Raw genomic sequence first — 25146 nt, forward strand, 5'->3', positions numbered from 1 at the left:
CAATAACGAAGCGGTTTGAAAATCGGTTGAATCGTTACTCAGCCCTATCGAATTCCGTGCAGAAACTCATGTCTTGTTGCTGAGTTCGATTTAAAGATACCACCAAGCGCTGTTGTGGTTGTTTCGCTGGTCGCATCCATCACACCACGTGATTTCACGCAGTAGTGTGTTGCATCAATCGTTACTGCTACGTCATCTGACTCTAGCAATGTTTGCAGTGCCACGAGAATTTGTTGCGTCATTCGCTCTTGCACTTGTGGGCGCTGAGCAAAGAATCGAACTATACGATTGATCTTTGATAAGCCAATGATTTTGCCACGAGGAATGTAAGCGACAGCCGCGCGGCCATCAATCGTCACTAAATGGTGCTCACATGTACTGGTCACGGTGATGTCTTTCACGCGAACCATCTCGCTCACGTTCATCTTATTTTCGATAACCGTGATTTTAGGGAAGTTTGAATAGTCTAACCCTGAGAATATCTCATCAACGTACATCTTCGCGATACGTTGCGGTGTTTCTTCAAGGCTATCGTCGGTAAGGTCAAGTTCTAATAGAGAAAGAATCTCACGCATATGGTGTTGAATTTTCTCTTTTTTCTCATCTCGACTGAACTGATTAGGCGCCATTGGCGTTTCTAATCCTCGTTGCTCTAGCGCATCTTTAACTAACTTCGCTGATTCGCTAAGACCTGACATACCACTTCCTCTTACTTTACCCCTTTCGGATGGCAGACAAGGATACTCGGATTTATCAATAATTACACCCATATTTTATCGAAGGTCATTATTGCACAAGGCTTTCTGTGGTAAAGTGACCGGATTATCTGACAATAATAAAAGAGTAGGATTTTGATATGGGCTGCTGTGATGCTCCTGGCTTGATGCCGATCGAAGATGCGATGGAAAAAATGCTGTCGCCAATTAAACCTATCCAAGCGACCTTACAACTCCCCCTAGCCGAAGCAATTGGCTACGTATTAGCTGAAGACATTCTATCCCCTATTTTCGTCCCTCCATTTGATAACTCAGCAATGGATGGATACGCTCTGCGTCTGGCAGATTTGGCGCAAAACAATGTTATGCCTTTAGCGGGTAAATCATTTGCAGGACAACCGTTCCATGGCGAATGGCCACAAGGTACCTGTATTCGCATTATGACGGGCGCAAAGATCCCTGAAGGCTGTGACGCGGTGATCATGCAAGAGAATACCGAAGTGACCGATGCAGGTATTCAATTCAATCAAACCGATGTTAAGCCTCAGAACAACATTCGCCCTATGGGTGACGATATTGCGCAAGGTGCAACGGTACTGGCGAAAGGTGCTCGTCTAACTTCACGTGATATTCCAATGATCGCGACTCTCGGTATCAGCCATGTAACCGTCGTCCGTAAGCCGCGTGTTGCTTTCTTCTCAACTGGTGATGAGCTAAAACCATTAGGTGAAACACTCGCAGAAGGCCAAATCTACGACAGCAACCGTTACGGTATTAAACCTCTAATCGAAAACTTTGGTTGTGAAGCGATTGACCTAGGCATTATTCCTGATTGCCCAGAAACCCTAAAGGCGACGTTTGAACAAGCTCAAACGTTGGCTGATGTGGTCGTGACGTCTGGCGGTGTCAGCGTTGGTGAAGCTGACTACACCAAAGATATTCTTGAAGAGCTAGGGCAAATTGGTTTTTGGAAGCTAGCAATTAAACCGGGCAAACCGTTCGCGTTTGGTAAGCTTTCTACCGCGTGGTTCTGTGGTCTTCCGGGCAACCCAGTGTCTGCTGTATTGACTATGTATGTTCTGGTACAACCGCTTCTAGCCAAACTTGCTGGCCACAGTGAATGGACAGCGCCTGAATCAATTCCAGCGATGACAAAAAGTGCCTTCAAGAAAGCGCCTGGCCGTACAGATTACCAACGTGGCATCTACTCTATTGAAGATGGCAAGTTTGTGGTTGAAACCACCGGTAACCAAAGCTCTGGTGCGTTCCGCTCTATGAGCCTTGCCAATTGCTTTGTGGTACTTGAGCGTGAACGTGGTCGCATAGAAGTCGGTGAAACAGTCAACATTCAACTGTTTAACTCAACGTTATACTAGGAGCAGCCATTGGAGATCTTATCTGATCAAGAGATGCTGCGTTACAACCGCCAAATCATCCTGAAACAATTCGACTTTGAAGGCCAAGAGGCACTGAAACAAAGTTCGATTTTGATTCTAGGTGCTGGTGGTTTAGGTTGTGCGTCCAGTCAATATCTAGCAACGGCAGGCGTTGGTAAGCTTACGTTAATCGATGACGATATTGTTGAGTTATCAAACCTACAACGTCAAGTACTCCACCACGACAGCGACATTGGTGTTAAGAAGGTTGTTTCTGCCGCTCAATCCTTGCAGCAGTTAAATCCACACATCGAGCTCGACACGGTTGATAAGCGTTTGTCAGATGATGAACTCGCTGAACTCATCACACAGCACACATTAGTGCTTGATGCATCAGACAACGTCGAGACGCGTAACCAGCTAAATAAGTTGTGTTTTCAGTCGAAGACACCATTGGTTTCCGGTGCTGCGATTCGTATGGAAGGTCAAGTCAGTGTCTTTACCTACCAAGATGAAAGCGAACCATGCTATCAATGTTTAAGCGCCCTATTTGGTAATGCGGCGTTAAGCTGTGTTGAAGCTGGTGTTATGGCACCCGTCGTCGGTATTATCGGTGCGGTACAAGCTATGGAAGCGATTAAAGTTATCGCCAACTACGGCACGCCTAAACAAGGTAAAATCTTAATGCTCGACGCGATGAGTATGTCATGGCGTGAGATGAACTTAATGAAGATGCCTAGCTGCCCGGTGTGTAGTTAAGCTGTTTAGCAAGTGAGGAAGGCTATCTATCGATGAATAATCCCAAAGTTTTCCTCACTGCTATGCTATTACTTTGCCTTGTTTTCGCTGCAACTCTTTTGTTTCTCCCTGCCAATTCCTCTTCAACAGTGACTGGAACGGTTGTTTCACAAACGCTAACCCAATCTTTAGATGGGCACCGGCGCTATCTCAACATTGTTACCGATAACAATCAAAGCCTACTCCTTCAATCCGATCCAAAGATCGATTGCCCAAAAGATTCCCATGTCACTATTCAACAAGAACAGAGTTTCTTTTCTGACCATGTATCCTATACAGTCATAAAGTGCTTTCAATCACAATACAAGGAATAAGTATGTCACCGCTTGTTACCCCACAATGGCTTAATCAGCAACTCAATGATCCCAATTTGGTTATTCTTGATGCCAGTATTGATTTTCAGATCCCGGGCGAAGTTGAAAAGGATAAAGCCAACTTCATTCCAATGTCGCGCCGCTTCGACTATGACAAAGTGTTCTGCGACCCTGATAGCTCCCTCCCTCATATGATGCCAAGCGAAGAACGTTTTAACTCACTTGCTCAAGAGTTAGGACTGAATAACGATTCTGTGATTGTCGTGTATGACAACAGTGGTACTTTCGCTTCACCAAGAGCCTGGTGGATGCTACGAGCGATGGGACACAATGAAGTGTATATTCTTGATGGCGGCCTGACAGAGTGGAAGGCGGCTGGCTTTGACACCAGAACAGAGTATTCTGTAGCGAGCGCCGCTGGTAATTTTTCAGGTAAGCTAAACCCTGAGTACTTTGTCGATGCTAAGTATGTTGTGCAACAAATAGACAACAGCGAGAGTTTAACCGTGGATGCTCGTGCAAGAGCACGCTTTAATAGCGAAGTTGCTGAGCCACGCGCAGGCATTCGCAGCGGACATATTCCAAATTCTGTTTGTCAGCCCTTCGCTGAACTGATGGACAAACACAAGCTAAAGCCGGTCAACGAACTTAAAACGATCTTGAAACACTCACTTTCTGCTGACGCATCTCAAACTCTGTTTAGCTGTGGTTCAGGCGTTACCGCCTGTATCGTTTTATTAGCAGCCGAACTAAGTGGATATACCAATCTTGCGGTATATGATGGCTCATGGACTGAATGGGGCGCCGATAGCGACTTACCTATCAGCAGTAAATAGCAATATTGTTATTGCACAATGTCTCAGTTATTGCGGCAACCAAGTAAAAACAGCCAGCTATAAAAGCTGGCTGTTTATCATTTACAGGGCGCCACTCATCGCCATCGCCCATAGAATACAAAAACAAGCAAATATTAAGCAACGCATCACGACTTAATGGTGATAACAACACGACGATTGCAACCAGTCGCGCTATTTTGCTCAAGGTTACAAATAGGCGAGCTTTCACCATAGGCATGTTCAACGATTCTGTTTCCTTGCTTTAAGTCGCTTTTAAGATACTTGGCGACCTGCTTAGCTCGACGAGCAGACAGCGCTTTGTTGTATCCCTCACCGCCTAGACTATCGGCATGTCCTTCGATGTAAATCTTAGCGGTATTGTTTACCAAGCCTAAGTACTGCTCTAGCACCTGTTTATGGTTAGGAGACAGTTTGTAAATATCTATACCGTAGTTGAGCACCAAAGACTGTGTTTCTTTATCGTAGAAACATACGTCGTCTGCAGCCTCAGAATGAACCACATCCCGGCCACTATTTAACAGCGTGTTTTCGGATTTCGCTTCACGCTGAGTTAGATGCCCGCTAACCTGAGTTTTTACAGTATGAGAAGAGACCAAGGTAGTTGATGTTATGTATTCATCAACGCTACCTAAGCAGTTCGCATAACCCAGCGGTGATAGTAAAAGTGAAGTAATAATTACTGGGTATTTCATGTTAATCCTTAAGTCTTCCTGTTTCTTCATTAATTAGGTTTAGAATGTATTTGTAAACGTCATCACCATCTTTGGCGTGATAGATGTTTTTGCGACCGAAGCAATCCCCAAATCCATCCGATTCTTTCACCCGATAGTCCACACCAATAACGCCCATCGTCACTTTGGTTTTACCAGCGCTGCCTGTTTTGCTTTGGAATCGATTCCTTTTAGCGGATATGGTTGAACGTAGCTTTGTGCACAGCCCCTGATTCACCAGTCGCTGTAAATAGTTAGTATCGTTGTCAGCACCATCTGACAGGACGATAAATACTTGTTCAGGGTTGATGTTGGTTGCTCTATTTGCCTCTTGGGCAGCAGCGATAATTCCATTCCATGACGAGGTGCCCCCTTCTGCGCCCAACCAAGCACTTGCCAGTCGAGCTTTAAAGTGGGTGTAATCCTCTGTGAGCGGAATATCGTAAAACTTGTAATAGTCGACAAATCGGTCGTTATTCACAACAAGGTTCTCAACGTCGAGACGTGACATCCCACGAACATACTCTTGCACTCGCGAATATACGCTTGGTGGATCAAACATTTTTGCCACTGTTTGCGCGCTGGTCCCTCGAGCATAATCGTAAGCGATTTTTTTCGGCCAAGATCTGCGATAGCCGTACGCATTCAAATATACTGTTCCGCTCTGTTTGACATGCAACGGGTTATATCCCAATAACGCAACACGGCTTTTTTCTTCGGTATTAAAATCTGCGATATCTTCCACCACGCGCTCGATGGTTTGCTTAACAACATCAAGCTTGGTTTTTCCCCCTTTCCAGTGACCTGTCATCGAGCCACTAAAGTCGCCAATAAAGTAAACATCAACCGGTTGGGGAAGGTATTTGCGCGTCACGGACTTACCTGCGACTTCAAACTCTGGTTTCAGCTCCGCTTCTTCGTACGCGATCCACGATTTATGTTCAGCTTTCGCGCTTACGACAAAATCACTAAAAGGCGCAACCTCACCGCTAGCCTGTACACAACCATCTTTGTACTCACATTTACGCGTGTAGACTTCAACGTCGACATCATTGATATTATCAACCACATACCTATCCACTAACTGACGTGCATATTTGACATTATCGTCTTCCGACTCCTTAGGACTTGCGATTAGAGCCAAACTGGCAACTTCTGCCGCCTCTAACACACGCGCATGCGCCAACATCTGTTGTGACATTTGCATCGAAAAAGCCATGAAAATGACCATGATAGGTAGCAGACCGATAAAGAGTATTCCTGCTACTCCTCGATTTTTCCTGATCGTTGGCATATCAGACCCTCGCAAATGAGTAAGAAGTACTGATCAAGCGAAGCATTTCACCATTTGCCACGCCGATTAGATTTACTGGTATTTCATAGCACAAGGAGACTTGATACAAAGGCAGTCTTCGTCCTCGCGAAGTCACAGGCAGCAACTCAACCGCCTTATCTTTAGTTATGTCGCTCATATCTGGGAAATCACAACCATGGATTGCGCCTTTAGTTAGTGTTTTCTGGATTCGCTTGTATTGAATCTTTCCGCTTGGAAGCAAGGTCTCTTGAAGACGAACTTCATCAATACGCATGCCCAATTTAGATTTTTCAAAATTGGGAATCATTCGCTTCAACGACGCCGACGCGATCGAATAGGTTTCATGTTCCGTTTTGCGGCAGTCTCCGGCGCATATATCTAGATCTGCGCTAAACAACTGTTTTCTTTCTGCCAGAATGGTTGCCATTGAATACGCTGCTCTATCGAGCTGGCCTTTTTTGTTGATCGCCAACATGTAGTTCACCACAACCAAGAATAAGCCTGAGGCAAATACCAGCACTAACGCCAGTTCTACAGCAAAGGAACCTGTTTGTTTAACTCGCACAACCAGCCCCCCGTCCAACTTTAAACGAGCAACGCTCGTACTCTTGAATGGTGATCACCTCTCGTTTGATTACCATGTCAGGAAACCAAATCGACACCAGCGGATCATAGGTGTACTCAAGGTTGTATACCGCCAGAGCCATATCTTCCGGCTGATCTTTTTTATCAGGACACTCTTCAGATGACTGGTAAGCATCGGTACACTTTAAAAAACCGCCGTAATCTTTAAAGTAGTCGACCCGGATCTGAACACTGCCAGGCTTTACGCCGTTACTCCATAAAGCCCCACCAGCTTTATTGAGTTCATCTTTGATCATTTGACCGTAATTAACCTTGTTACTATTGCTTGAGTCTCCGGCTTTTTTGGTGCGCATTACCGCAGTGGTTAAAGCGTGATCCGTCATACTCATATTGAACGTGAGGATACAAATCTCGACCCAGCCAAAGATAATGGCTAAAAACAGAGGTATTCCCATTGCCGCTTCTATGGTTAAAGAGCCTTTCTGCTTAAAGCGCTTCATAGTCGCACGTACCTCTTCTTGGTGTAATCAACCACGAACGCACCTTTAATATCTAAGCTGCCAAGGAAAGTCTTAGCCTCATTCAAATCATCGAACTCTCCAATACAATAACGCTTCCATAAGCCGTGGGTGTACGAATAGACGGTTCCATAATTGGTCTGCAGGTAATTAAGAAAATCGGATGGTATCGCGGTATAAGTCGCTAACACCTGAACACGATAAATCGGCCTTACTCCCGGTTTGAGTTTATTTGGATCAAGCTCTGAGCCAACGATGCTACTTTTCGCTTGTTGAACCTCACTGCCACTAACCAAATGGCTCACCTTATTGGTTGGCGCTACAAAACTTGCGCCCGAGCCTAACGATTTAACGGACGTTTTTACTGTTGGCTGACTCACTGAACTACTGCTCCTTTTGTTCTTTTTGATTGAGCGCATTAATGCCGCTAGTTGCTTTCGCGCCTGCTCGTCACTGTTAGTGTGCCGAAGAACCTCCAACGCAATATCGGGACGTTGAGCATTTACAGAAGAAATTATCAGATTCGAACGGACCTTCTTATCGCTTGGACTTGCGATGTACAAATCGTACAAAGTATCTGTCGCACCAAGGTAGTCAGCCTGCATCATCTTAACCACCGCAATATTGTTGCCCGCTTCCCTGTCTGACGCGCCTTGCTTTCTGCTCTCTTCAAACTGCTCAATCGCTTGTGAGAATCGCTTCTGCTGAGCCAATATTTTTCCTTTGAGCAGATGGAATTGACCCTTTTCGCCACCTTCATCCAGATACAAATCCAGATTGGCTAAGGCTTGAGAATAGTTTTTTTTCTGATAATCAAGACGAGCATTGGTCAATATAAACTCAGGCTCTTCCAAATCGTCTTCTGTATAGGTATTTCTGTACAACTCTGCAGACTTAATGTCTTTTTGCGACAAGTAGAGATCGACAAGCTTGGCTTTATAAATCGGTTCGAGTTTTAAATTTGCTTTGTAAAACTCAATCAGTTGCTGGTCATTTCCTGAACCAATCAATAACTTTTCTTTGGTTTGCAGCTCGGTATTCACTGCTGTACAACCTGCTAAAAAGCCCGTTAACAGTAGCGAACAAAGTATTAATTTTTTCACATCAACATCCTTAAAATACCTGGAGCGGCAATCAGTACAACGATAGGTACCATGATGAAAGCAATCAGCGGGATAGACATTTTGGCCCCCATTTTTCCTATCCTTTCTTCCAGATCCATCATGTTCAATTCACGAATATCCGTTGCTAGCGTCGCTAACACAGGTCCAATGGAGGAACCAAATTGAAGACTCTGAACCATGGTCATGACGAAGCTTTGTGACTCGCTGGTCGGCACTAAGTCATAAAACTCTTCTAAGGCTTTTTCTAAACCTACCAATCGCGAGCGATCGACAGTGACACGAACTACATAAGCTAAATTGCGGTCAACGGTCACCAGCTCCTTGGATAAGTAATCTAAGCTTGACTCAATTGTCATACCGGTATGAACACAGACGTTCATCAGATCAAGCAGAAACGGCAGTCTAGAACTAATATGTTTGGTGTTTGCGTTACCTCTGCTTGCGATAAACGCATCAGGTCCAATAATAAACAGACCTAAAGCGCCCAACAGGTAAAGCAATGAAAAGGCGACCTCGGTTTCGCCCTTGAAATAGTCAAAACCAATCAAAGCTAAACAGAGTGTGAAGGGAATGATTTTCATCAGGTAGTACACATCGGCCAGATAATCACTATAAAACCCAGCCGCAACGAGCTTTTTACGTGTCTCTTCTTTGTTGAAGCTAAACTGAGATAGTGCAGTTTTGACCAAATCAATCCGCTTACGTTCTTCTCTGGTCGAGCCGATGATTTTTCTTGTCGCAATGTTTGCCCGTGCATTGTCCCACGCTTTAAGCACGCCCCCAGCGACGAGCAACGAGAATAGCAAAGCGACACCCCAAAGCGCGATGTTTACCAGACTCATTAGTTGACACCTCGCAAGATAAGCCAGATACAAACAAAGCCAATAAACTCACTGATCAACACGTAGTAAAAAATCGGCTGGCCACCAGGTTCAAACATCACGAAGCTATAATTTTCCGGACTGGTAAACTTTAAAATCACCAGAAAGATTACCGGCAAGCAGGCAATGATCTTCGCCGATGCTCGCGCCTCTGACGTCAACGCATTTTTCTTTTTTTCTACCGCTCTGGAGTCGAACATTAGTCGGTTAATTCTGTTGATAACGTCTTTAAGTTGCCCACCCCGACTCAAGTTGATGCGAATGGTTGAAGCAAAGAAAAAGTATTCCAAGTAGGGAAAAGTGGTGGCACTTCTTTCTAGCACATCATCTGGGTCTTCACCGATGAGTAATCGTTCGGCCATAAATTTAAACTCGTTACCTACTTCGTTATTGAGTTGTTTACCCACATATTCAAATGCATGGACGATACTTTGGCCGGAAGAGATCGCCCCACTAAGAATATTTAGCGCATCAGGAAAGTTGGTTTTAAATTTCTCTTCCTGTCTTTGTTTGAGCTTGATAAAAAACATCACAAACAAAATAGGTTCTAAGATCACTAAACATGTGACGAAGTCCTGGCGAAAAAAGAAGGCATTTATGGTGTAAATGGCGATTGAAGAAACTGAGAAAAACACCAACAGTTTGAGCGGCATATGCGGCTGAAAGACTTTTACCATCGCTTTATATTGTTGACGTAAGCGAGCTTTGAAATCTTTTTCAAACTGCTGGGCGTCAATAACCGATCGTACTCCTTTTACGCCCTCAAACTCAGCTTCCATCTGAATTAGCTTATTGAGTTTGCTATTTTGACGTGTACGTACACTCAGCCAATAAACCGCCAAACCGACCCAGGCAAGTATTAATAATAAGGTCACGCGAAAATCTCCCTAACCGTCTGCTCAAGGCCAAAGAACCTGGCTCGTTCATAGATCACTGAGCGGGTCGACAAGCCCGGGGTACGGAACTCTCCATCGATCTTACCGTCTTTCATCTCTGGGCTTGCTTCGTAACGAAAGATGTCTTCCATTACGACACTGTCGCCTTCCATACCGATGATCTCTGATATGTACATGACTTTACGGCTACCATCATGTAAGCGCTTGACCTGTACGATCAAATCGACCGCACTTACAATGGTGCGTCGAATCGCTGCAATTGGCAGACTGGCCGTCGCCATCATCACCATGCTTTCGGTACGAGCAATAGCATCTCTGGGTGTGTTGGCGTGTAAAGTCGACATAGAACCATCATGGCCAGTGTTCATCGCCTGCAGCATTTCAAACGCTTCGCCGCCACGACACTCACCAACGATTATGCGATCCGGACGCATACGCAGTGCGTTGATAACAAGCTCGCGTGCCGAAACCTCACCAGTACCTTCGACACTTGCCTGACGTGTTTCGAGACGAACAATATGTGGCTTTTGCAACTGCAGCTCTGCCGCATCTTCAATGGTCACAATACGCTCAGTTTCGCCGATAAAACCCGACAGCGCATTGAGCAGCGTGGTTTTACCAGAACCTGTACCACCCGATATGAGAACATTGCATTTACAGTGGCTGGCAATTGACAACAGTTTTGCCATCTCTACCGACATAGCGCCAAACTCAACCAGATTCTCAAGCTTAATCTTTTGCTCTTTAAACTTACGAATTGATATAGAAGTGCCATCAATCGCCAACGGAGGGATGACAATATTGACACGGCTTCCATCTAGCAAACGTGCGTCACACAAGGGTTTAGATTCGTCAATACGACGGCCTACATTTGAAGCGATCCGTTTTGCAATGGTGTTGAGTTGCTTCTCATTAACAAACTGAATTGGAGATTTTTCGACCTTGCCACCAATCTCAATAAAGATGTCTGATGGGCCATTGATCATGATGTCCGAAATGTCGTCGTTATCAACGAGCTTTTGTAGCGGTCCAAGACCTTTAAGCTCATCAAGAAGCGCTTTAACAAGTTCTACACGTTTGAGAGAGCTCACTTGCAGCTTCTTTTTATCAATCAGAATGTTGACTGAGTCTTTTAACTGCTCTTCAAGCTCTTGGGTGCTAATTTCAACTAGCGTTGCTGCATCCAATGCATCAAAGATTTCATCTCTAAGTTGGATGTATATTTCTTTTATTTGATTCATTTTCTAAACAGTGAGAAACGTGATTTGGTTTTGATCTTCTTACCCGTTAAGGCAACGACCATATTGGCTACCGACGCCGACGATTTTGACTTCATGAACTGGCCGATGCCTTGCTGAATGAGCTGTTTTTCCAACGCCGGCTCATAGCAAAAGTCGATGCTACTTTTAGCGCGGATTCGTTCTTTGGCACTTTTAAGAGTGACCATAAAGTCTTTTGCAGGTCGGTTGAGATTAAACACCAACTCATGCTCAGCTTTACCGAACTTTTTCTTGAGCAAATTGTACGAACGCAGTGATGCGACTGACGGGTCACACACCACAAAAATACGGTGGTATTTTTCGTTCAGCTCTTGATCATGAATCTCTTCATAGCAAGAAAGCGGGACGGAATCGATGATGAAGTTATATTGATCGACCAGTTGATTAGACAAGTTATATAAGGTTGTCGCGTGGTCGGACAGACAAGCGATGTTCTTCTCTAAAACCAGATAGTCAAGCTTGTCTACCACGGAATGAACATACGTCTTGGCGATCGCGTCATCGATATCAATTTGGTTTAAGTCGATACTATTTTGTTTAGGCTTATGACCTTTAACACCGAGATAGATATCACTATTCATTGCGCCAGAATCATGATCGACCAGCAAAGTTTTTAGATTAGCCTGCCCCGCCAGTGAGTGACACAGTAGCGAACTGACACTTGAAACCCCGACCCCTCCCTTTGTTCCTAAGACTAAAATACGCTTAGCAACTCGGGTGCGTTTAGCACTGGATTCTTGATCATCGCTTGACTTGATTGCCGCGAGTAATCCGTCAAGATCCGAATCCCATAGGACATAATTAGCTCCAAGGGAATGAACCTGGTTACGTAGCTTAATCGAATCGACATCACACAAAACAAGCAATGAAATCGTCACATCTAATTGTGTTGCAATCTCCGAGGTCTGATCAACAATGTTGCTCACACCACGCAAGTCCAATATTACGTGGTTAAGCCTAACCCCTGAATGATTCCAAGCACTGTCATTCTCGATGTCAGACACCTCAATCGGTTTCGCATACCCTTCAATGGCGTACAAGTCATTAACAGACTCAATAAACTCAGCATCATCAGAAACAACAAGATCTTTTGCTGAGACACTCTCCTTCACTTTCGAAGACGAGTTTTTAAATAAGATATCTAGATCCATGCCTACTGAACTCGTGTGATTGGATTAACTAAGCTGATATTTCGATTATGTTCAACGCTGCAGCCAAATCGGTAAGTCTCTCTCTTGCTGAACGTCATTGCGCCACAATCGCTACTTTGAATTCGCACGTACTTAGCAGTAATTAAAATGTTTTTGGCTTGATTCGCTTCGGCTAAGGCAACTTTATATCTATCCTTTGCCACGCCCTCAGTTTTGAACTTACCGTGTAGCGTTGCGACAAACTCACTTGAACCCGTTTTGTATTCGACAAGAAAACGGGCTTTCGGTTGGCGCCTCTTAACGTCACGAATGAAAGCGACCGCTCGTCCCATTGAGTCGTCACCTTGGGTGGTATCAAACTCCAATCGCTCTTCTAATTGTTCAATAACGCTTGAGTTTGTTGTATCTACTTGGCTACATGCAACGCTAAGTAACGCCAGCATGGAAATGACTATCCAACGCATTAGTTGAAACCTCCCTGTTCTATGGTTCCTTCGAGTTCGGGCTCATTAAGTTCTGATAGGTCGATACGCAACAATCGTTCGATATCGCTGGTGCGTTTAAAGCTTGGTAACTTGACCTGTTCTGATTCAACCGGATCAACGAGATTTACCGTTGCTACGATAATCAGTTCCGTTTTTGAACGGTTTGTTGTCGTATGACTAAACAACGCACCTAAAATTGGAATGTCTCCCAAGAATGGAATTTTGGTTAATGCTTCCCGTTCTTCTGAAGTCAATAGGCCTGCGAGTACAAAACTTTGTCCGTCTTTGAGGTGCACAGTCGTCTGCGCTCGTCGAGTTCTTAATGTAGGGACAGAGATTAAGCCCGTTGATGTCTTGTTTGATTCATCAATCGAACTCACTTCAGGTATCAGAGTAAGACGGATGTTTTCCGAATCTGTCACTTTCGCGACCATGGCCAACTTAACACCGTACTCTTTGTAACTAATGCTTATACCGTCTTCATCACGCACAGCGATAGGTATTTCGCCACCAGCAAGAAAGCTCGCTTGCTCTCCGGAAATCACGGATAAGTTAGGTTCAGCGAGCACCTGACCAATCTTGTCATCACCACTCGCAGAGATAACCGACACAATATCTTGCGCTGTGAAATCAAGCAGTTTATTGACGAATTTTCCTGGCTCACCGCTATCGCTGTAGCTAACACCCAGCTCGGATAAAAATGAACTAGATACTTCTGCAACGGTTAGCTTTACATTGATCTGTTCTGTGGTTAGAACTTTAAGATGATTGATCACCTGATCGTAAGTAAAGCGAGAGGTATAGTCTAATTCATCATACTCTTCTCCATCTGCATCCCTTAGCTCATAAGTGTGCCTGCGGCGTTCTTTCTTTAGCATCTCACCTACTAGGCGATACACTTTTTGTTTGACCTCTTCGCTACTGACTATGCCGTCGAGTACCACTTGGTCACCAACATTCGAAACAACAACGTTTTCGTCCGGAAAGCGCGCAATAATAGTCTGCTTCAACAGTCGCAAGCTTTGATTTACCACTAGCTCAGCGTTGTAGATTTCGTTTCCGCCGCGATCATATACAATAACAGACGTGCTACCTTGACCAACGCCATATACTACGACCTTGTTGTCATCAATTATTTTATAATCAGCGATTTGTTGGTTTGCGACAAAAACAGTAGCAATCTGACGTTTTAGATTAATTGTTTTAGCCGCTCCTTGATCTAAACTCATCAATTGCGAAGCATAAGAAGGTAACGCAAGAATAAGACATATCAGAGCTGCTGACTTCGTTTTATTTGCTATCATTTAGTCTTGGCCTCTTAACTCTCGGACACCAAATTGTGTCTCAAGTAAGTCACTGCTACGAATTGATAAATAGCGGTTTTCAATCTCCGCAGGAACAATATTGACGTCACCCACTTTTTGCGCCATTTCAAGCTTTAATACATCACGCATTCTCAATGCGACGACGATGCTATATTGCTTATCTTCAGCATCCTGAGCGTCTTCGTCTTCTTCACCTTTAATGACCTGAAGAACCCTAGCTCCGCTGATAATTACGCGGCTAACCAAACCTCCAACATCACCGTAGCCATCTTCTAGCAAGTTCGTTTCAGAAGAGGTTGTAGAAACAAAACTTACTTTGTCTCCCGGATAAAGCGATAATGTTTGTACAATTCCAAGACCCGTTACGTGGTAAAAGTAAGGTAACTCTCCCTTATTAACAGACAAAAACATATAATCCCTATCGCCTGGGTTTGAAATGTCTTCTTGGGATATAAGCTCGCCTGGATTTAAATCTCGTTTAAATAACGCACCTGGTTCAATGTGAATTTCATCCTTGGGAGTGTAATCTACACTTTCAACTTGTGATAAGTTAACCAACTCCGATTTGTGGATGGAGGACTTTATTATTTGACCTTTTTTCGCCTCGCCACTCACGACTAACACGGCGACTTTCGGCTCCGATTTAATAACTTTTTCTTGCTCTTCACCAGTCGAAGAAAGATAGGTATTGTTTATAAAAATAAAGATAGAAAAAATAACGAGAGTAACAAGTACAAGAATAATTGTTCTATTCATAATGAGTCTATGTGGTAACTAAATAGGGGCATTCGCCCCTAGAAATAAAGCAGTGTATTAAATTAATTAACTACCAGTTGCTGTAGTTAAGTTGTCAGTTACTGCAGTTAGGGCACCAGTAATTGCATTTTTAAGCGCATCAGTTTGAAATGCTGCTAGTACAAGCGCTGACATTACAACTGCAATAATTGCGTATTCCACAGCAGTTACACCGCGAATGTCATCTTCAAATTTCATTTTAAGCTCTGCAAGCTTAGCTAAAGTTTTGTAGTACATAATGTTCCTCTAAAATGTTGGCCTTAGCCCGTGTATATTTCAGTTGGAATTAAATCACCCAAAACCCATCACAACAAATTATAAGTTTTTATACGATTATAATTTTTTATTATCACAACAAGGTGATGTGTTATTTATGGGGTGATAAATAAACTTTATGTACATTAACTTTGAATATATTGACTACCGCGTTACTATTCTAATATGAACTTAGATAACATCATTGAAATTACTGTAGTCATTATAAATATCGTCTGTGCGGTTCAATCTTGTATCAGCGATCATAAACACCGAACATTACCCAATAAAATTTGCAAATCATTATTTATTACAAACTTTATTGCTTCATTTTACTTTGGATATTTCATCCAATCAGCAACCATTACTTCTATTATATTCTTGGTTTTACTTATTGTATGGCTAATCGGTGGTTTCGGCGCTGGTGATATCAAACTATTGTGTGCATTTTCTATCGGTATTAAGCCCGAACTGACCATCGCTTGCTTAGTTTTGGTGGGGTTTTTAGGTGGTTTTCAATTAGTTGTTATGTATCTTGTTGGCTTGATGACCAAGACAAATTTATTTGAAAAAGGTATTCCCTATGGAATACCTATCTCAATTAGTGGCGTAGCGTTTACTGCACTCTCTTTGTTTAGTTTGTAAGTGCTGGCATGTAATCGGTTTCTTGTCTGTGCATGCTTGCTTCTTCACGTAGCTCAAACAGATCCTGAATTTTGTCTTTTACCCCTAACTCTTCAAGTTCATGAGTAACATCTTCACTACACCATACATACATGTTGACCTTCTGATTGATGATCACTTTACGACAATTAAGGTTCCTTACTGACCATTCTGGAAAAATCAATACTGTGCCATTTGTTTCAAGTTCATTCTTAATCAGGCGCAATGAGTTTGTCGAAACCCAACTGGATACAAAACAAGAGTCAACCCCATGATGTTTCAGTATATCTTGAACATCGGAGCGATTTAGCGTGTCACAATAGACTATGCGCTGCGGATAACACTCTTGAGGATCCAACATATGCGAATGAGCAATAGCGTAATTAACAGTATTGAGTTGGTATGAACGACCATTACTGTATGGAAGCCTACTGACCGAAAAAATCAGATCATACTTATCGATATCCAGATACGCACAGTTAGCAAAACTGGTGATTGTTAAGTCAATATTGTTCAGTGCTCTGAATTCATTGATGATCTTGTCAACCATATCAGGACAAAACGACTCAGCGATTGCAATCTTAAACTGATCACGTAACTCCACACTCTCCAGGTCGTGAAATAATTTCTCATACATAGACATAGTTTGATCGACATACTCAAGTAGAACTTGGCCGTGTTTTGTCAGCACAAAGCCGTCTTTTCTATCAAAAATACTTGCCCCTATTGTACTTTCGATCTTTTTAATATGTTGTGAAACCGCAGGTTGTGTCATAAACAGCGACTCAGCCGCTGCAGTAAAACTCTTATGTTTGGCAACCTGCGAAAAAGTTCTTAGGTATTTGACGTCGATACTTCTATTGACGGTTTTCATAGTCGAAACTACCTCGATGCTGCGGTTTATTGTTATTTTTTTAATTATCTAAATAATTGAGCTGAAAATAACAATTGTGTCATATAGATACAAACAGCAATATTTATAATCCTATAAACATGTTTTATACAAAAAACACTCAGCAACACTATTGCTAGCAGCATCTTGTAAAATAAATGAAACCGAACGAGATAGGGATTAGAACTACAGAAGTTAGAATTTTGGCTCTAGAGCAGTTCTTACTTAGTTTTTTTGCTGCCAAAAGCACTCGTTGTAGATACTTTTGCTACAGATGAGCAATGGTCTCAAAAGCGGGACAATCAGGGGGAATGGTGTCAAATGTTTGTTAATTGTAATCAAATTGCGCGACTTATTGCGAATTATTACATTTCTAAAATAATCATTATTGTGACCTATGCAACATTTTGTTTCGAACTTGATACACTACTGACACTGAAATATGAACTTTATTTCTAAAACAAGGAAAATGGGCAACACAGATGTCGCCCAATCATGATTGTTATCTAGTTCTTACGAACTCTTATAAGCAGCATCAAGGCTGTAATGAAAAGAATCGAGATTCCCCCTCCTGAGGACTCCTCTGTGACAGTAGGGTCTGAGCTAAGGTCACTGCCACCGCTTGTTGCAACGACTTCAATTTCATAGCTACCAGTAACCTCACTACCATCTTCTAACCATGCTTTGTAAAAAACTTGGTCATAAATGCTCATCGTTCGTTTACTTGGAGCAGTATACACAATAGTTTGACCAACGATTTTCGCCATGCCATGATCCGGATTCGATAACAGCTCTATCCTGACTAAGCGCGAATCAACATTTGGCGCAACCTTTATGCTGCCTTCATAAGCCACCTTTACTTTATTTTGCATCGGCGATCTTACCTTGCTTTTGGTGGTAAATTGAAATCTTTGTTGGCTTGTCATCCCTAAGTTATCAGTGACCTGAGCAACAAATTCAAAACGACTTCCCGCAGCCGTATTCTCCGGTAATCGGAATGTTAACGCTCGCTCTCTAGCGCCCCAAAAGGTCAATCGTTTACCTTTAACCTGCGACCAACGAATAGAGAGTGTGGAGGAATCAACATCAATCAAATCAACAATAGAAAGCGTGACATCAGTACCAGGGATATAGCGAGCAGAACTTGATTTAACCGTAAAACTTGGCGCATCATTGACTGCGAGTATATCGACACTGACCTCCGCTTCATTGGTGATGGTCCCCATGTCGCCTACCAATCGATAGCTAAACTTATCTCGACCATTCATATCTTTATTTGGATAGTAAACCTGTCCAGCGACTCGACCCAGGCTTGGCCTTTGAGTCACTTCTATCTGGTACTGTTCGTTATCGTTTAATCCAGTGTCATTTGCTGCCAGATCTAGTTTTATCGGCGTATCTTCCTGTGTGCGAACATAGTCATCTACCGCTAAACCTTGCGTGGTTTGGTTACCTTCAAACAGTGCAGCAAACGGGAAATTTCGGCTAAAACCATTGTTTAAGCCATGAGTTTTATAGTCCGCTAACGTTCCGTAGTATTGGGTTTTACGCTGTCCATCGCCCAGATAGGCATCAAGAAATTGGGTTGAGTATTCAGGTGTGCCATTTTCCAGCTCTAATACAATAAGATGGCTACCTTGTGAGAGTGCAAAAGGAGCATCCAGCATTACCTGCCCGCCATTCTCAGGAGCAGCGCCTCGTCCTAATACTACCTCTCTACTTTCGTCGACAATCACACGACCAAACCTTGAGGTATAAGGATATTTTAGTAATCGATAAAACATAGGCATCGCGACAGTGGTCGGCTTGGCATAAAACTGAAAACCGACTAAGCGCTGATCGCTGTCTGCGACATCAATCGCGAAACCAAGTACATTGTTTCCTGTCTGATAGCTTGGGTAAGTTCGGCCAAAAGAGGTGACCCATGCTGACTTTTCTGCACTAGCTGGAATGGTTAGATTGAAGGAGGCGCTTACGCTATCACTCGTTATACTGGCTAGCTCAATTTCAGTAGGTCTTCCCCCTGTGACATTGGTTAACGCCGGAGAGGAACTATCGCTGAGACTTGTGACATTGTCACTACCAGGAAAAACATCCCCATTATCACCAGATGAGCGTCCACTTTCGAGTAGCCCTTGGTCATCAGCTTGCATCACTTGTACCTGCATAGGTCCAGTGCTGTTAAAGTGATTGTCGATATTTACCGCGGTAACTAATAGACCTTCCCCTTTTAGCGCTCGGTCATAGTGGTTCTTGCGACGATTCTCGACGTAAAGACGCGGTCCATACTGCTTCAAGTGAGGATCCAGATAAATGACACTCTCACCTTTGTCTGTATTTAGATCTACTGAGCCGGTGTCGGTCAAAGCGCGTGGTTCAATAAACCCAGCCGCTTCTTTACTCCAAGCAAGCATATTTACGGGTGTTTGCCCAGAGTATGTATCACCGGGTTTACGTCCCCAACTCCCGCCTCCCATAAGCCCCCAATGACCGATAGAACCATCATGTTTATAGGAATACAAATCAGGCAATCCAAGCATTAGATGGCCTAGCTCATGCGCGATGACTCCCATTGCTGACTGGTTATCATGCTGGTAGTCAGCGAATAAACAGTAAGAAGAGATTCGCTTACCATCAATCGTCACAGTCGAGTGAGCATATTTATGGGGCCAAATGGTTGGCGTTTTATTGGTACCACTTGATTTATCATTACCAGCAAAAACGAACATTACTGACAGTTCGCTTGGTTCGATACTGCCATTCTTGTCATCATCGTACTGTGACAAATCGAAGTTGCCATCCAGTGCGGCATAAGCCTTCGTGAACACGTTGTTGAGCTTGGTTTGGCAAGTGCTGTCTGTTTTAGAATGACAATTAGGATGAGCAATATTTAATTCAACATCAATTATGCCGTCGTTGGCAGTACCCTGAGTTTCTTTTGCTGGCACAACCTTGTACGTGTCATAACTGTTTTTTAGAAAATAGTCCTGAACACTTTGCTGATTCTGGCCAAAGATCGTATTGGTAAAATCATTTTCGATTTTTACGTCACTGAAGCCCACTTGTACTACCAACAGAGGTTGGTTAGTGACATCACTCCCTGATGAGGCCGCAGATGATAAGCTTCTTCCTTGAGCATACGCGGTAGATTTGCTTTTGGTGTTTGCTCTCGGCTGATGTGACGATTGTGACTGGTAGGCTGGTTTGATGTTTACCTTGTCGATATTTGACTGCTGTGGTGGTATCGCCCCCCTAGTAGCCAATATTCCCGTTGAGCTCATAACGCCTTGCTCTTGTGAAGAGTCATATTCAGCGAAATACCATTCAAGGTCATCCCCCTGAATATATAAGAACCCTTCGTGGTCCTGGTACCAAAACAGATCCTCCCACCCCATAAGGCGTAATTCTTTGCTGCTACCGTCTGACAAGGTCATTGTATGCCAGATTGGTGCGGGAAGCGTGGTTGAGTGTGCATAAACGGATGCACAAGCAAGCGCAGCCGTAAGACAGAGTCGTTTTATCCTCATAATTGTAATCCATTGTGCTTAGCAGAAATTAACAATCTGCTATGGCTGGTTAAAGAGGAGTGACTCTATCAATTTAGTTGAATATCAACCAATCAAGATTTGTTCTAGAGAGATAATTAAACCTTATACTATCAATGACTTATAAGATTTAAAAATGAGGCTATAAGGATTTATTATTACTAGTGGTAAGTGCAGTACCTACCACTAATTACTCGGTGATTAACTATTTCATTTGCTCATCGAGGTTAAGCACCGTCAGCGCATTACTTACACTGGTGGCGATAACATCGATCACGCCTGTTCTGAGTGCACCTAATAAAGCAAGTGGCTTACTATTTTCTGCAGCAATTGCGATTACCTCTGCAATTGGTCGAAACTCTTCAATGCCGAGACCAATCACTCGGTCACTCATTACCGTTTTGGCTGTACCGCCATGTATGTCGAAAAAGTCATAACCAGCAAAGTCACCGACTACGCCTTGCAGCATTCTAGATTGAACAACTTCACCAGCAGTGAACCAACCTAAATCGACCATATAGCTGTTTTCACTCATATCGCCAATACCGACTAACGCCACATCTGCTTTACGCGCCAAATCCAATGTCTGCTTAACGGTCGCATTTTGCATAAATGCCATCTTTTGCTCACGGTTCTCAGCATAAGCGGGAGCATACAAAGACTCCGATGTACCTCCATAGGTCTTAGCAAATTGTCGGCAGATATGGTCAGCATTGAACATGCCTCCGCGAGGGTGAATACCTCCTATGCCACAGACAAACTTAACCTCGCGCTGGGGGATAACCCCAACGTGATGAGCAACCGCTGATACATTTCGCCCTTGTCCGACGGTGACGACTGAGCCGTTTTGAATCGAGCTCGCCATATATTTAGACACCAAACCCGCGACTTGGAGGCGTTGTTGCTCTTCACTTGGTTGGTCGATAGCGACCAATGCTCGTTTGACACCAAAGCGTTCAATCAATCTTTGTTCGATCTTGGCACTAAATACCGGGTGATACTTTACCGTGATTTCGACAATACCTTCATCCCGAGCTTGTTTGAGCATTCGCCCTACTTTGGCACGCGATACTGAGAACTTTTTTGAAATCTCTTCTTGAGTGGCACCGTCTTGGTAATACGCGACTGAAATCTCAGTCAATAGATCGGTGTTATCGTCAGACATCTCATTGTGAATCTTACTCATAACTACAGCATTCCTAATCTATAAACAGCACGTAACATATGTTCAAGGGTGTAGCATATGTCATAGTGGCAATTATTGCCATCATTTGCTCACGTGCAATACAAATTCTCATGCGCGATTTTACTCTCTTTAAATCCCCTTCACGCCTTTATATAGCTTGGCAAACGTTTAATTGGTTCAATCACACATCTGACCTTAAAAAATCCTTGATGAATGTCACCATATCCCTGTTTAACCAATTGACATTCTGGGTGGATGATATAATTATGGACCCATCATTTACTCAACATGAGAGCAAATGTTCACAACATCTGCTCTGGTGCTGAAATTTCGGGTTCGTTGATTTCACAAGCATCATTATTGCTTGAAGAGATCGACACCACGCTTGCAATTGCACAAGTCATATCAGCTAACGTGGTATGACGGCTTATTAAATAGGATGATCGGAATGAGCAACAAATTAGAGCAACTTCGTAAACTAACGACTGTAGTAGCTGACACTGGTGAAATTGATGCAATCAAAAAATACCAGCCAGAAGATGCAACAACTAACCCTTCTCTGATCCTTAAAGCTGCTCAAATCGAAGAGTATGCACCTCTAATCGATGCTTCAATTGAATACGCTAAAGCGCAAAGCTCTGATAAAGCACAACAAGTACAAGATACTTGTGACATGCTAGCGGTAAACATCGGTAAAGAAATCCTAAAAACTATCCCTGGCCGTATCTCTACTGAGGTAGATGCTCGTCTATCTTACGATATGGAAGGCAGCGTAGCGAAAGCACGTCAGCTAGTTAAAATGTACAACGATGCGGGCATCACTAACGATCGCATCCTTATCAAACTGGCTTCTACTTGGGAAGGTATCCGCGCGGCTGAAATCCTAGAGAAAGAAGGCATCAACTGTAACCTTACTCTACTATTCTCTTTCGCTCAGGCTCGTGCTTGTGCTGAAGCTGGCGTATTCCTAATCTCTCCATTCGTTGGTCGTATCATGGACTGGTACAAAGCGAAAGAAGGCCGTGACTTCGAAGCTCAAGAAGATCCAGGCGTACTGTCTGTAACTAGCATCTACGACTACTACAAAGCGTACGGCTACAACACTGTAGTAATGGGCGCAAGCTTCCGCAACATCGGCGAGATCCTAGAGCTAGCGGGTTGTGACCGTCTAACTATCGCTCCTGCACTTCTTGCTGAACTTGAAGCGGCCGAAGGTGAAGTCGTAGAGAAGCTGGTTGACTCTAAAGGTGCTAAAGAGCGCCCTGCTGCAATGACGCACGCTGAGTTCCTATGGGATCACAACCAAGACCCAATGGCAGTTGAGAAGCTTGCTGAAGGTATCCGCAACTTCGCCGTTGACCAAGGCAAACTTGAAGCAATGATTGAAGCTAAGCTTTAATCAACAGAATTTCTAGAGGGGAACGTTTGCGTTCCCCTCTTAACATCCTTTCTAAGAAACAATCTATTAATCGGTATTTATTATGGATCGCAAAAATCTAGCTAATGCTATTCGTGCACTAAGCATGGACGGTGTACAACAAGCAAACTCTGGTCACCCAGGCGCACCTATGGGTATGGCTGACATCGCTGAAGTTCTTTGGCGCTCTCACCTAAACCACAACCCGTCAAACCCAGAGTGGGCTGACCGCGACCGTTTCGTTCTTTCAAACGGCCACGGCTCTATGCTGATTTACTCTCTGCTTCACCTTGCTGGTTACGAGCTATCAATCGACGATCTGAAAAACTTCCGTCAACTACACTCTAAGACTCCTGGTCACCCAGAGTATGGTTACGCACCAGGTATCGAAACAACAACTGGCCCACTAGGTCAAGGTATCACAAACGCTGTTGGTATGGCGCTGGCTGAGAAGACTCTCGCAGCACAATTCAACAAAGAAGGCCACGACATCGTTGACCACTTCACTTATGCGTTCATGGGTGATGGTTGTCTGATGGAAGGTATCTCTCACGAAGCATGTTCACTAGCAGGCACGCTAGGTCTTGGTAAGCTAATCGCTTTCTGGGATGACAACGGTATCTCTATCGATGGTGAAGTTGAAGGTTGGTTCTCTGACGATACGCCTAAGCGTTTTGAAGCATACGGTTGGCACGTAATTCCAGCGGTAGACGGTCACGACTCTGAAGCGATTAACGCAGCAATCATTGCAGCAAAAGCAGACCCACGCCCTACTCTGATCTGTACTAAAACTATCATCGGTTTTGGTTCACCAAACAAGTCTGGTTCACACGACTGTCACGGTGCACCACTAGGCGCTGAAGAAATTGCAGCTACACGTAAAGAACTAGGTTGGGAGCACGGTCCTTTTGAAATTCCGCAAGATGTCTACGCGCAGTGGGACGCGAAAGAAGCAGGCGCAGCTAAGGAAGCAGCGTGGAACGAGAAACTTGCAGCTTATGAAGCAGCACACCCTGAGCTGGCAGCTGAATTCAAACGCCGCGTAAACGGTGACCTACCTGCACAGTGGGAAGAGAAAGCAAACCAAATCATTGCTGACCTTCAAGCGAACCCAGCAAACATCGCTTCACGTAAAGCGTCTCAAAACGCACTAGAAGCGTTCGGCGCTATGCTACCAGAATTCCTAGGCGGCTCTGCTGACCTTGCACCTTCTAACCTAACTATGTGGTCTGGTTCTAAGTCTGTTTCTGCTGAAGATGCAGCGGGTAACTACATCCACTACGGTGTACGTGAATTCGGTATGACGGCTATCATGAACGGTATTGCGCTACACGGTGGTTTCGTACCATACGGTGCAACTTTCCTAATGTTCATGGAGTACGCTCGTAACGCAATGCGTATGGCTGCACTGATGAAAGTTCAGAACATTCAGGTTTACACGCACGACTCTATCGGTCTTGGCGAAGATGGCCCTACTCACCAACCGGTTGAGCAGATCGCTTCTCTACGTCTAACGCCAAACATGAGCACATGGCGTCCATGTGACCAAGTTGAGTCGGCAGTGGCTTGGAAACTAGCAATCGAGCGTAAAGATGGCCCTACTTCTCTTATCTTCTCTCGTCAAAACCTTGCACAGCAAGAACGTAGCGAAGAGCAAGTAGCTAACATCGCGAAGGGTGGTTACATCCTGAAAGATTGTGCAGGCAAGCCAGAGCTTATCCTTATTGCTACAGGTTCTGAAGTTGAGCTAGCGGTTAACGCAGCGGCGGAACTAACGGCTGAAGGTAAGAAAGTACGCGTAGTTTCTATGCCTGCAACTGATGCGTTCGACAAGCAAGACGTTGAGTACCGTGAATCTGTATTACCATCAGACGTAACAGCTCGTATCGCTGTTGAAGCTGGCATTGCTGACTTCTGGTACAAGTACGTTGGCTTCGGTGGCAAGATCATCGGTATGACAACATTCGGCGAATCTGCGCCTGCAGGTGAGCTATTCAAGATGTTCGGCTTCACGACTGAAAACGTCGTGAACACAGCGAAAGAGCTTCTAGCTTAATCACTG

General features: G+C 43.9%; 23 protein-coding genes. 6 read left to right on the forward strand and 17 right to left on the reverse strand.

Going from position 1 to position 25146, the window contains the following annotated elements; all coding sequences use genetic code 11:
• Positions 1-44: 44 nt before the first annotated feature.
• Positions 45-698 (reverse strand): GTP cyclohydrolase I FolE, encoded by a 654-nt coding sequence (gene folE, locus VIA_RS06605; protein ID WP_004411903.1) that lies wholly within the window; start codon positions 696-698, stop codon positions 45-47.
• A gap of 158 nt (positions 699-856) precedes the next feature.
• Between folE and moeA the strand changes: the two genes are divergently transcribed.
• The 3 genes from moeA to VIA_RS06625 all read left to right on the forward strand — a co-directional run bounded on the left by moeA (position 857) and on the right by VIA_RS06625 (position 4040).
• The gene (moeA, locus tag VIA_RS06610; protein WP_004411905.1) at positions 857-2092 is read left to right on the forward strand and encodes a molybdopterin molybdotransferase MoeA; all 1236 of its coding nucleotides are present in this window, start codon (positions 857-859) and stop codon (positions 2090-2092) included.
• Between the two features lie 9 nt (positions 2093-2101).
• Positions 2102-2851 carry a molybdopterin-synthase adenylyltransferase MoeB gene (gene moeB, locus VIA_RS06615; RefSeq protein WP_004411906.1) on the forward strand — a complete coding sequence of 250 codons (750 nt, stop codon included), beginning with the start codon at positions 2102-2104 and terminating at the stop codon, positions 2849-2851.
• Positions 2852-3206: 355 nt separating this feature from the next.
• Positions 3207-4040 (forward strand): sulfurtransferase, encoded by an 834-nt coding sequence (locus VIA_RS06625; RefSeq protein WP_004411908.1) that lies wholly within the window; start codon positions 3207-3209, stop codon positions 4038-4040.
• Positions 4041-4186: 146 nt separating this feature from the next.
• On the opposite strand, the gene VIA_RS06630 is transcribed toward VIA_RS06625, so the two are convergent.
• The 13 genes from VIA_RS06630 to VIA_RS06690 all read right to left on the reverse strand — a co-directional run bounded on the left by VIA_RS06630 (position 4187) and on the right by VIA_RS06690 (position 15363).
• Positions 4187-4753 carry an OmpA family protein gene (locus tag VIA_RS06630; RefSeq protein ID WP_004411910.1) on the reverse strand — a complete coding sequence of 189 codons (567 nt, stop codon included), beginning with the start codon at positions 4751-4753 and terminating at the stop codon, positions 4187-4189.
• A 1-nt stretch (position 4754) separates the two neighbouring features.
• Entirely contained in the window at positions 4755-6065 is a 1311-nt protein-coding gene (locus tag VIA_RS06635; protein ID WP_004411912.1) for a pilus assembly protein, read from the reverse strand.
• Position 6066: 1 nt separating this feature from the next.
• Positions 6067-6651: a tight adherence pilus pseudopilin TadF gene (gene tadF, locus VIA_RS06640; RefSeq protein ID WP_004411913.1), complete on the reverse strand. Its 585-nt coding sequence runs from the start codon at positions 6649-6651 to the stop codon at positions 6067-6069.
• Positions 6641-7171, reverse strand: a complete 531-nt coding sequence (locus VIA_RS06645) for a TadE family protein (protein WP_004411916.1) — start codon at positions 7169-7171, stop codon at positions 6641-6643. Before VIA_RS06645 ends, tadF begins: the two co-directional genes overlap by 11 nt.
• The gene (locus VIA_RS06650) at positions 7168-8292 is read right to left on the reverse strand and encodes a tetratricopeptide repeat protein (RefSeq protein ID WP_004411918.1); all 1125 of its coding nucleotides are present in this window, start codon (positions 8290-8292) and stop codon (positions 7168-7170) included. The genes VIA_RS06645 and VIA_RS06650 overlap by 4 nt, the downstream gene beginning before the upstream one ends.
• Positions 8289-9155 carry a type II secretion system F family protein gene (locus tag VIA_RS06655; RefSeq protein ID WP_004411919.1) on the reverse strand — a complete coding sequence of 289 codons (867 nt, stop codon included), beginning with the start codon at positions 9153-9155 and terminating at the stop codon, positions 8289-8291. The genes VIA_RS06650 and VIA_RS06655 overlap by 4 nt, the downstream gene beginning before the upstream one ends.
• Positions 9155-10069: a type II secretion system F family protein gene (locus VIA_RS06660; RefSeq protein ID WP_004411921.1), complete on the reverse strand. Its 915-nt coding sequence runs from the start codon at positions 10067-10069 to the stop codon at positions 9155-9157. The genes VIA_RS06655 and VIA_RS06660 overlap by 1 nt, the downstream gene beginning before the upstream one ends.
• Positions 10066-11331 carry a TadA family conjugal transfer-associated ATPase gene (locus tag VIA_RS06665; RefSeq protein WP_004411922.1) on the reverse strand — a complete coding sequence of 422 codons (1266 nt, stop codon included), beginning with the start codon at positions 11329-11331 and terminating at the stop codon, positions 10066-10068. The genes VIA_RS06660 and VIA_RS06665 overlap by 4 nt, the downstream gene beginning before the upstream one ends.
• Entirely contained in the window at positions 11328-12521 is a 1194-nt protein-coding gene (locus VIA_RS06670) for an AAA family ATPase (RefSeq protein ID WP_004411924.1), read from the reverse strand. The genes VIA_RS06665 and VIA_RS06670 overlap by 4 nt, the downstream gene beginning before the upstream one ends.
• 2 nt (positions 12522-12523) lie before the next feature.
• Positions 12524-12985: a hypothetical protein gene (locus VIA_RS06675; RefSeq protein ID WP_004411926.1), complete on the reverse strand. Its 462-nt coding sequence runs from the start codon at positions 12983-12985 to the stop codon at positions 12524-12526.
• Positions 12985-14310 (reverse strand): type II and III secretion system protein family protein, encoded by a 1326-nt coding sequence (locus VIA_RS06680; protein WP_004411928.1) that lies wholly within the window; start codon positions 14308-14310, stop codon positions 12985-12987. Before VIA_RS06680 ends, VIA_RS06675 begins: the two co-directional genes overlap by 1 nt.
• The gene (locus VIA_RS06685; protein WP_004411929.1) at positions 14311-15087 is read right to left on the reverse strand and encodes a hypothetical protein; all 777 of its coding nucleotides are present in this window, start codon (positions 15085-15087) and stop codon (positions 14311-14313) included.
• Between the two features lie 66 nt (positions 15088-15153).
• Entirely contained in the window at positions 15154-15363 is a 210-nt protein-coding gene (locus VIA_RS06690; protein ID WP_004411931.1) for a Flp family type IVb pilin, read from the reverse strand.
• Between the two features lie 204 nt (positions 15364-15567).
• On the opposite strand from VIA_RS06690, the gene VIA_RS06695 reads away from it, so the two are divergent.
• Positions 15568-16026, forward strand: coding sequence for an A24 family peptidase (locus VIA_RS06695; RefSeq protein WP_004411932.1), 459 nt, complete (start codon positions 15568-15570; stop codon positions 16024-16026).
• Here VIA_RS06695 and VIA_RS06700 read toward each other — a convergent pair.
• The 3 genes from VIA_RS06700 to VIA_RS06710 all read right to left on the reverse strand — a co-directional run bounded on the left by VIA_RS06700 (position 16016) and on the right by VIA_RS06710 (position 21667).
• Positions 16016-16918, reverse strand: coding sequence for a LysR family transcriptional regulator (locus tag VIA_RS06700; RefSeq protein WP_004411933.1), 903 nt, complete (start codon positions 16916-16918; stop codon positions 16016-16018). The genes VIA_RS06695 and VIA_RS06700 overlap by 11 nt on opposite strands.
• Positions 16919-17442: 524 nt before the next feature.
• Positions 17443-20463, reverse strand: a complete 3021-nt coding sequence (locus VIA_RS06705) for a M6 family metalloprotease domain-containing protein (protein WP_004411935.1) — start codon at positions 20461-20463, stop codon at positions 17443-17445.
• Positions 20464-20686: 223 nt separating this feature from the next.
• On the reverse strand, positions 20687-21667 hold the full coding sequence (locus VIA_RS06710) for a sugar-binding transcriptional regulator (RefSeq protein WP_004411936.1): 981 nt from the start codon (positions 21665-21667) through the stop codon (positions 20687-20689).
• A gap of 448 nt (positions 21668-22115) precedes the next feature.
• Here VIA_RS06710 and tal point away from each other — a divergent pair, with 448 nt between their 5' ends.
• Positions 22116-23066, forward strand: a complete 951-nt coding sequence (tal, locus tag VIA_RS06715; protein ID WP_004411938.1) for a transaldolase — start codon at positions 22116-22118, stop codon at positions 23064-23066.
• Between the two features lie 82 nt (positions 23067-23148).
• Positions 23149-25140 (forward strand): transketolase, encoded by a 1992-nt coding sequence (gene tkt / locus VIA_RS06720; protein ID WP_004411940.1) that lies wholly within the window; start codon positions 23149-23151, stop codon positions 25138-25140.
• The last annotated feature ends 6 nt before the right edge of the window (positions 25141-25146 follow it).

Origin of the sequence: Vibrio orientalis CIP 102891 = ATCC 33934 (assembly GCF_000176235.1) — a bacterium.
Taxonomy (GTDB): Bacteria; Pseudomonadota; Gammaproteobacteria; order Enterobacterales; family Vibrionaceae; genus Vibrio; species Vibrio orientalis.

Excerpts from the sequence above, each read along its gene's own strand:
- folE (WP_004411903.1), bottom strand. The coding sequence starts at position 698 with ATGTCAGGTCTTAGCGAATCAGCGAAGTTAGTTAAAGATGCGCTAGAG.
- moeA (WP_004411905.1), top strand. The coding sequence starts at position 857 with ATGGGCTGCTGTGATGCTCCTGGCTTGATGCCGATCGAAGATGCGATG.
- VIA_RS06625 (WP_004411908.1), top strand. The coding sequence starts at position 3,207 with ATGTCACCGCTTGTTACCCCACAATGGCTTAATCAGCAACTCAATGAT.
- VIA_RS06630 (WP_004411910.1), bottom strand. The coding sequence starts at position 4,753 with ATGAAATACCCAGTAATTATTACTTCACTTTTACTATCACCGCTGGGT.
- VIA_RS06635 (WP_004411912.1), bottom strand. The coding sequence starts at position 6,065 with ATGCCAACGATCAGGAAAAATCGAGGAGTAGCAGGAATACTCTTTATC.
- VIA_RS06645 (WP_004411916.1), bottom strand. The coding sequence starts at position 7,171 with ATGAAGCGCTTTAAGCAGAAAGGCTCTTTAACCATAGAAGCGGCAATG.
- VIA_RS06655 (WP_004411919.1), bottom strand. The coding sequence starts at position 9,155 with ATGAGTCTGGTAAACATCGCGCTTTGGGGTGTCGCTTTGCTATTCTCG.
- VIA_RS06665 (WP_004411922.1), bottom strand. The coding sequence starts at position 11,331 with ATGAATCAAATAAAAGAAATATACATCCAACTTAGAGATGAAATCTTT.
- VIA_RS06670 (WP_004411924.1), bottom strand. The coding sequence starts at position 12,521 with ATGGATCTAGATATCTTATTTAAAAACTCGTCTTCGAAAGTGAAGGAG.
- VIA_RS06675 (WP_004411926.1), bottom strand. The coding sequence starts at position 12,985 with ATGCGTTGGATAGTCATTTCCATGCTGGCGTTACTTAGCGTTGCATGT.
- VIA_RS06680 (WP_004411928.1), bottom strand. The coding sequence starts at position 14,310 with ATGATAGCAAATAAAACGAAGTCAGCAGCTCTGATATGTCTTATTCTT.
- VIA_RS06685 (WP_004411929.1), bottom strand. The coding sequence starts at position 15,087 with ATGAATAGAACAATTATTCTTGTACTTGTTACTCTCGTTATTTTTTCT.
- VIA_RS06690 (WP_004411931.1), bottom strand. The coding sequence starts at position 15,363 with ATGTACTACAAAACTTTAGCTAAGCTTGCAGAGCTTAAAATGAAATTT.
- VIA_RS06695 (WP_004411932.1), top strand. The coding sequence starts at position 15,568 with ATGAACTTAGATAACATCATTGAAATTACTGTAGTCATTATAAATATC.
- VIA_RS06700 (WP_004411933.1), bottom strand. The coding sequence starts at position 16,918 with ATGAAAACCGTCAATAGAAGTATCGACGTCAAATACCTAAGAACTTTT.
- VIA_RS06705 (WP_004411935.1), bottom strand. The coding sequence starts at position 20,463 with ATGAGGATAAAACGACTCTGTCTTACGGCTGCGCTTGCTTGTGCATCC.
- VIA_RS06710 (WP_004411936.1), bottom strand. The coding sequence starts at position 21,667 with ATGAGTAAGATTCACAATGAGATGTCTGACGATAACACCGATCTATTG.
- tal (WP_004411938.1), top strand. The coding sequence starts at position 22,116 with ATGAGCAACAAATTAGAGCAACTTCGTAAACTAACGACTGTAGTAGCT.
- tkt (WP_004411940.1), top strand. The coding sequence starts at position 23,149 with ATGGATCGCAAAAATCTAGCTAATGCTATTCGTGCACTAAGCATGGAC.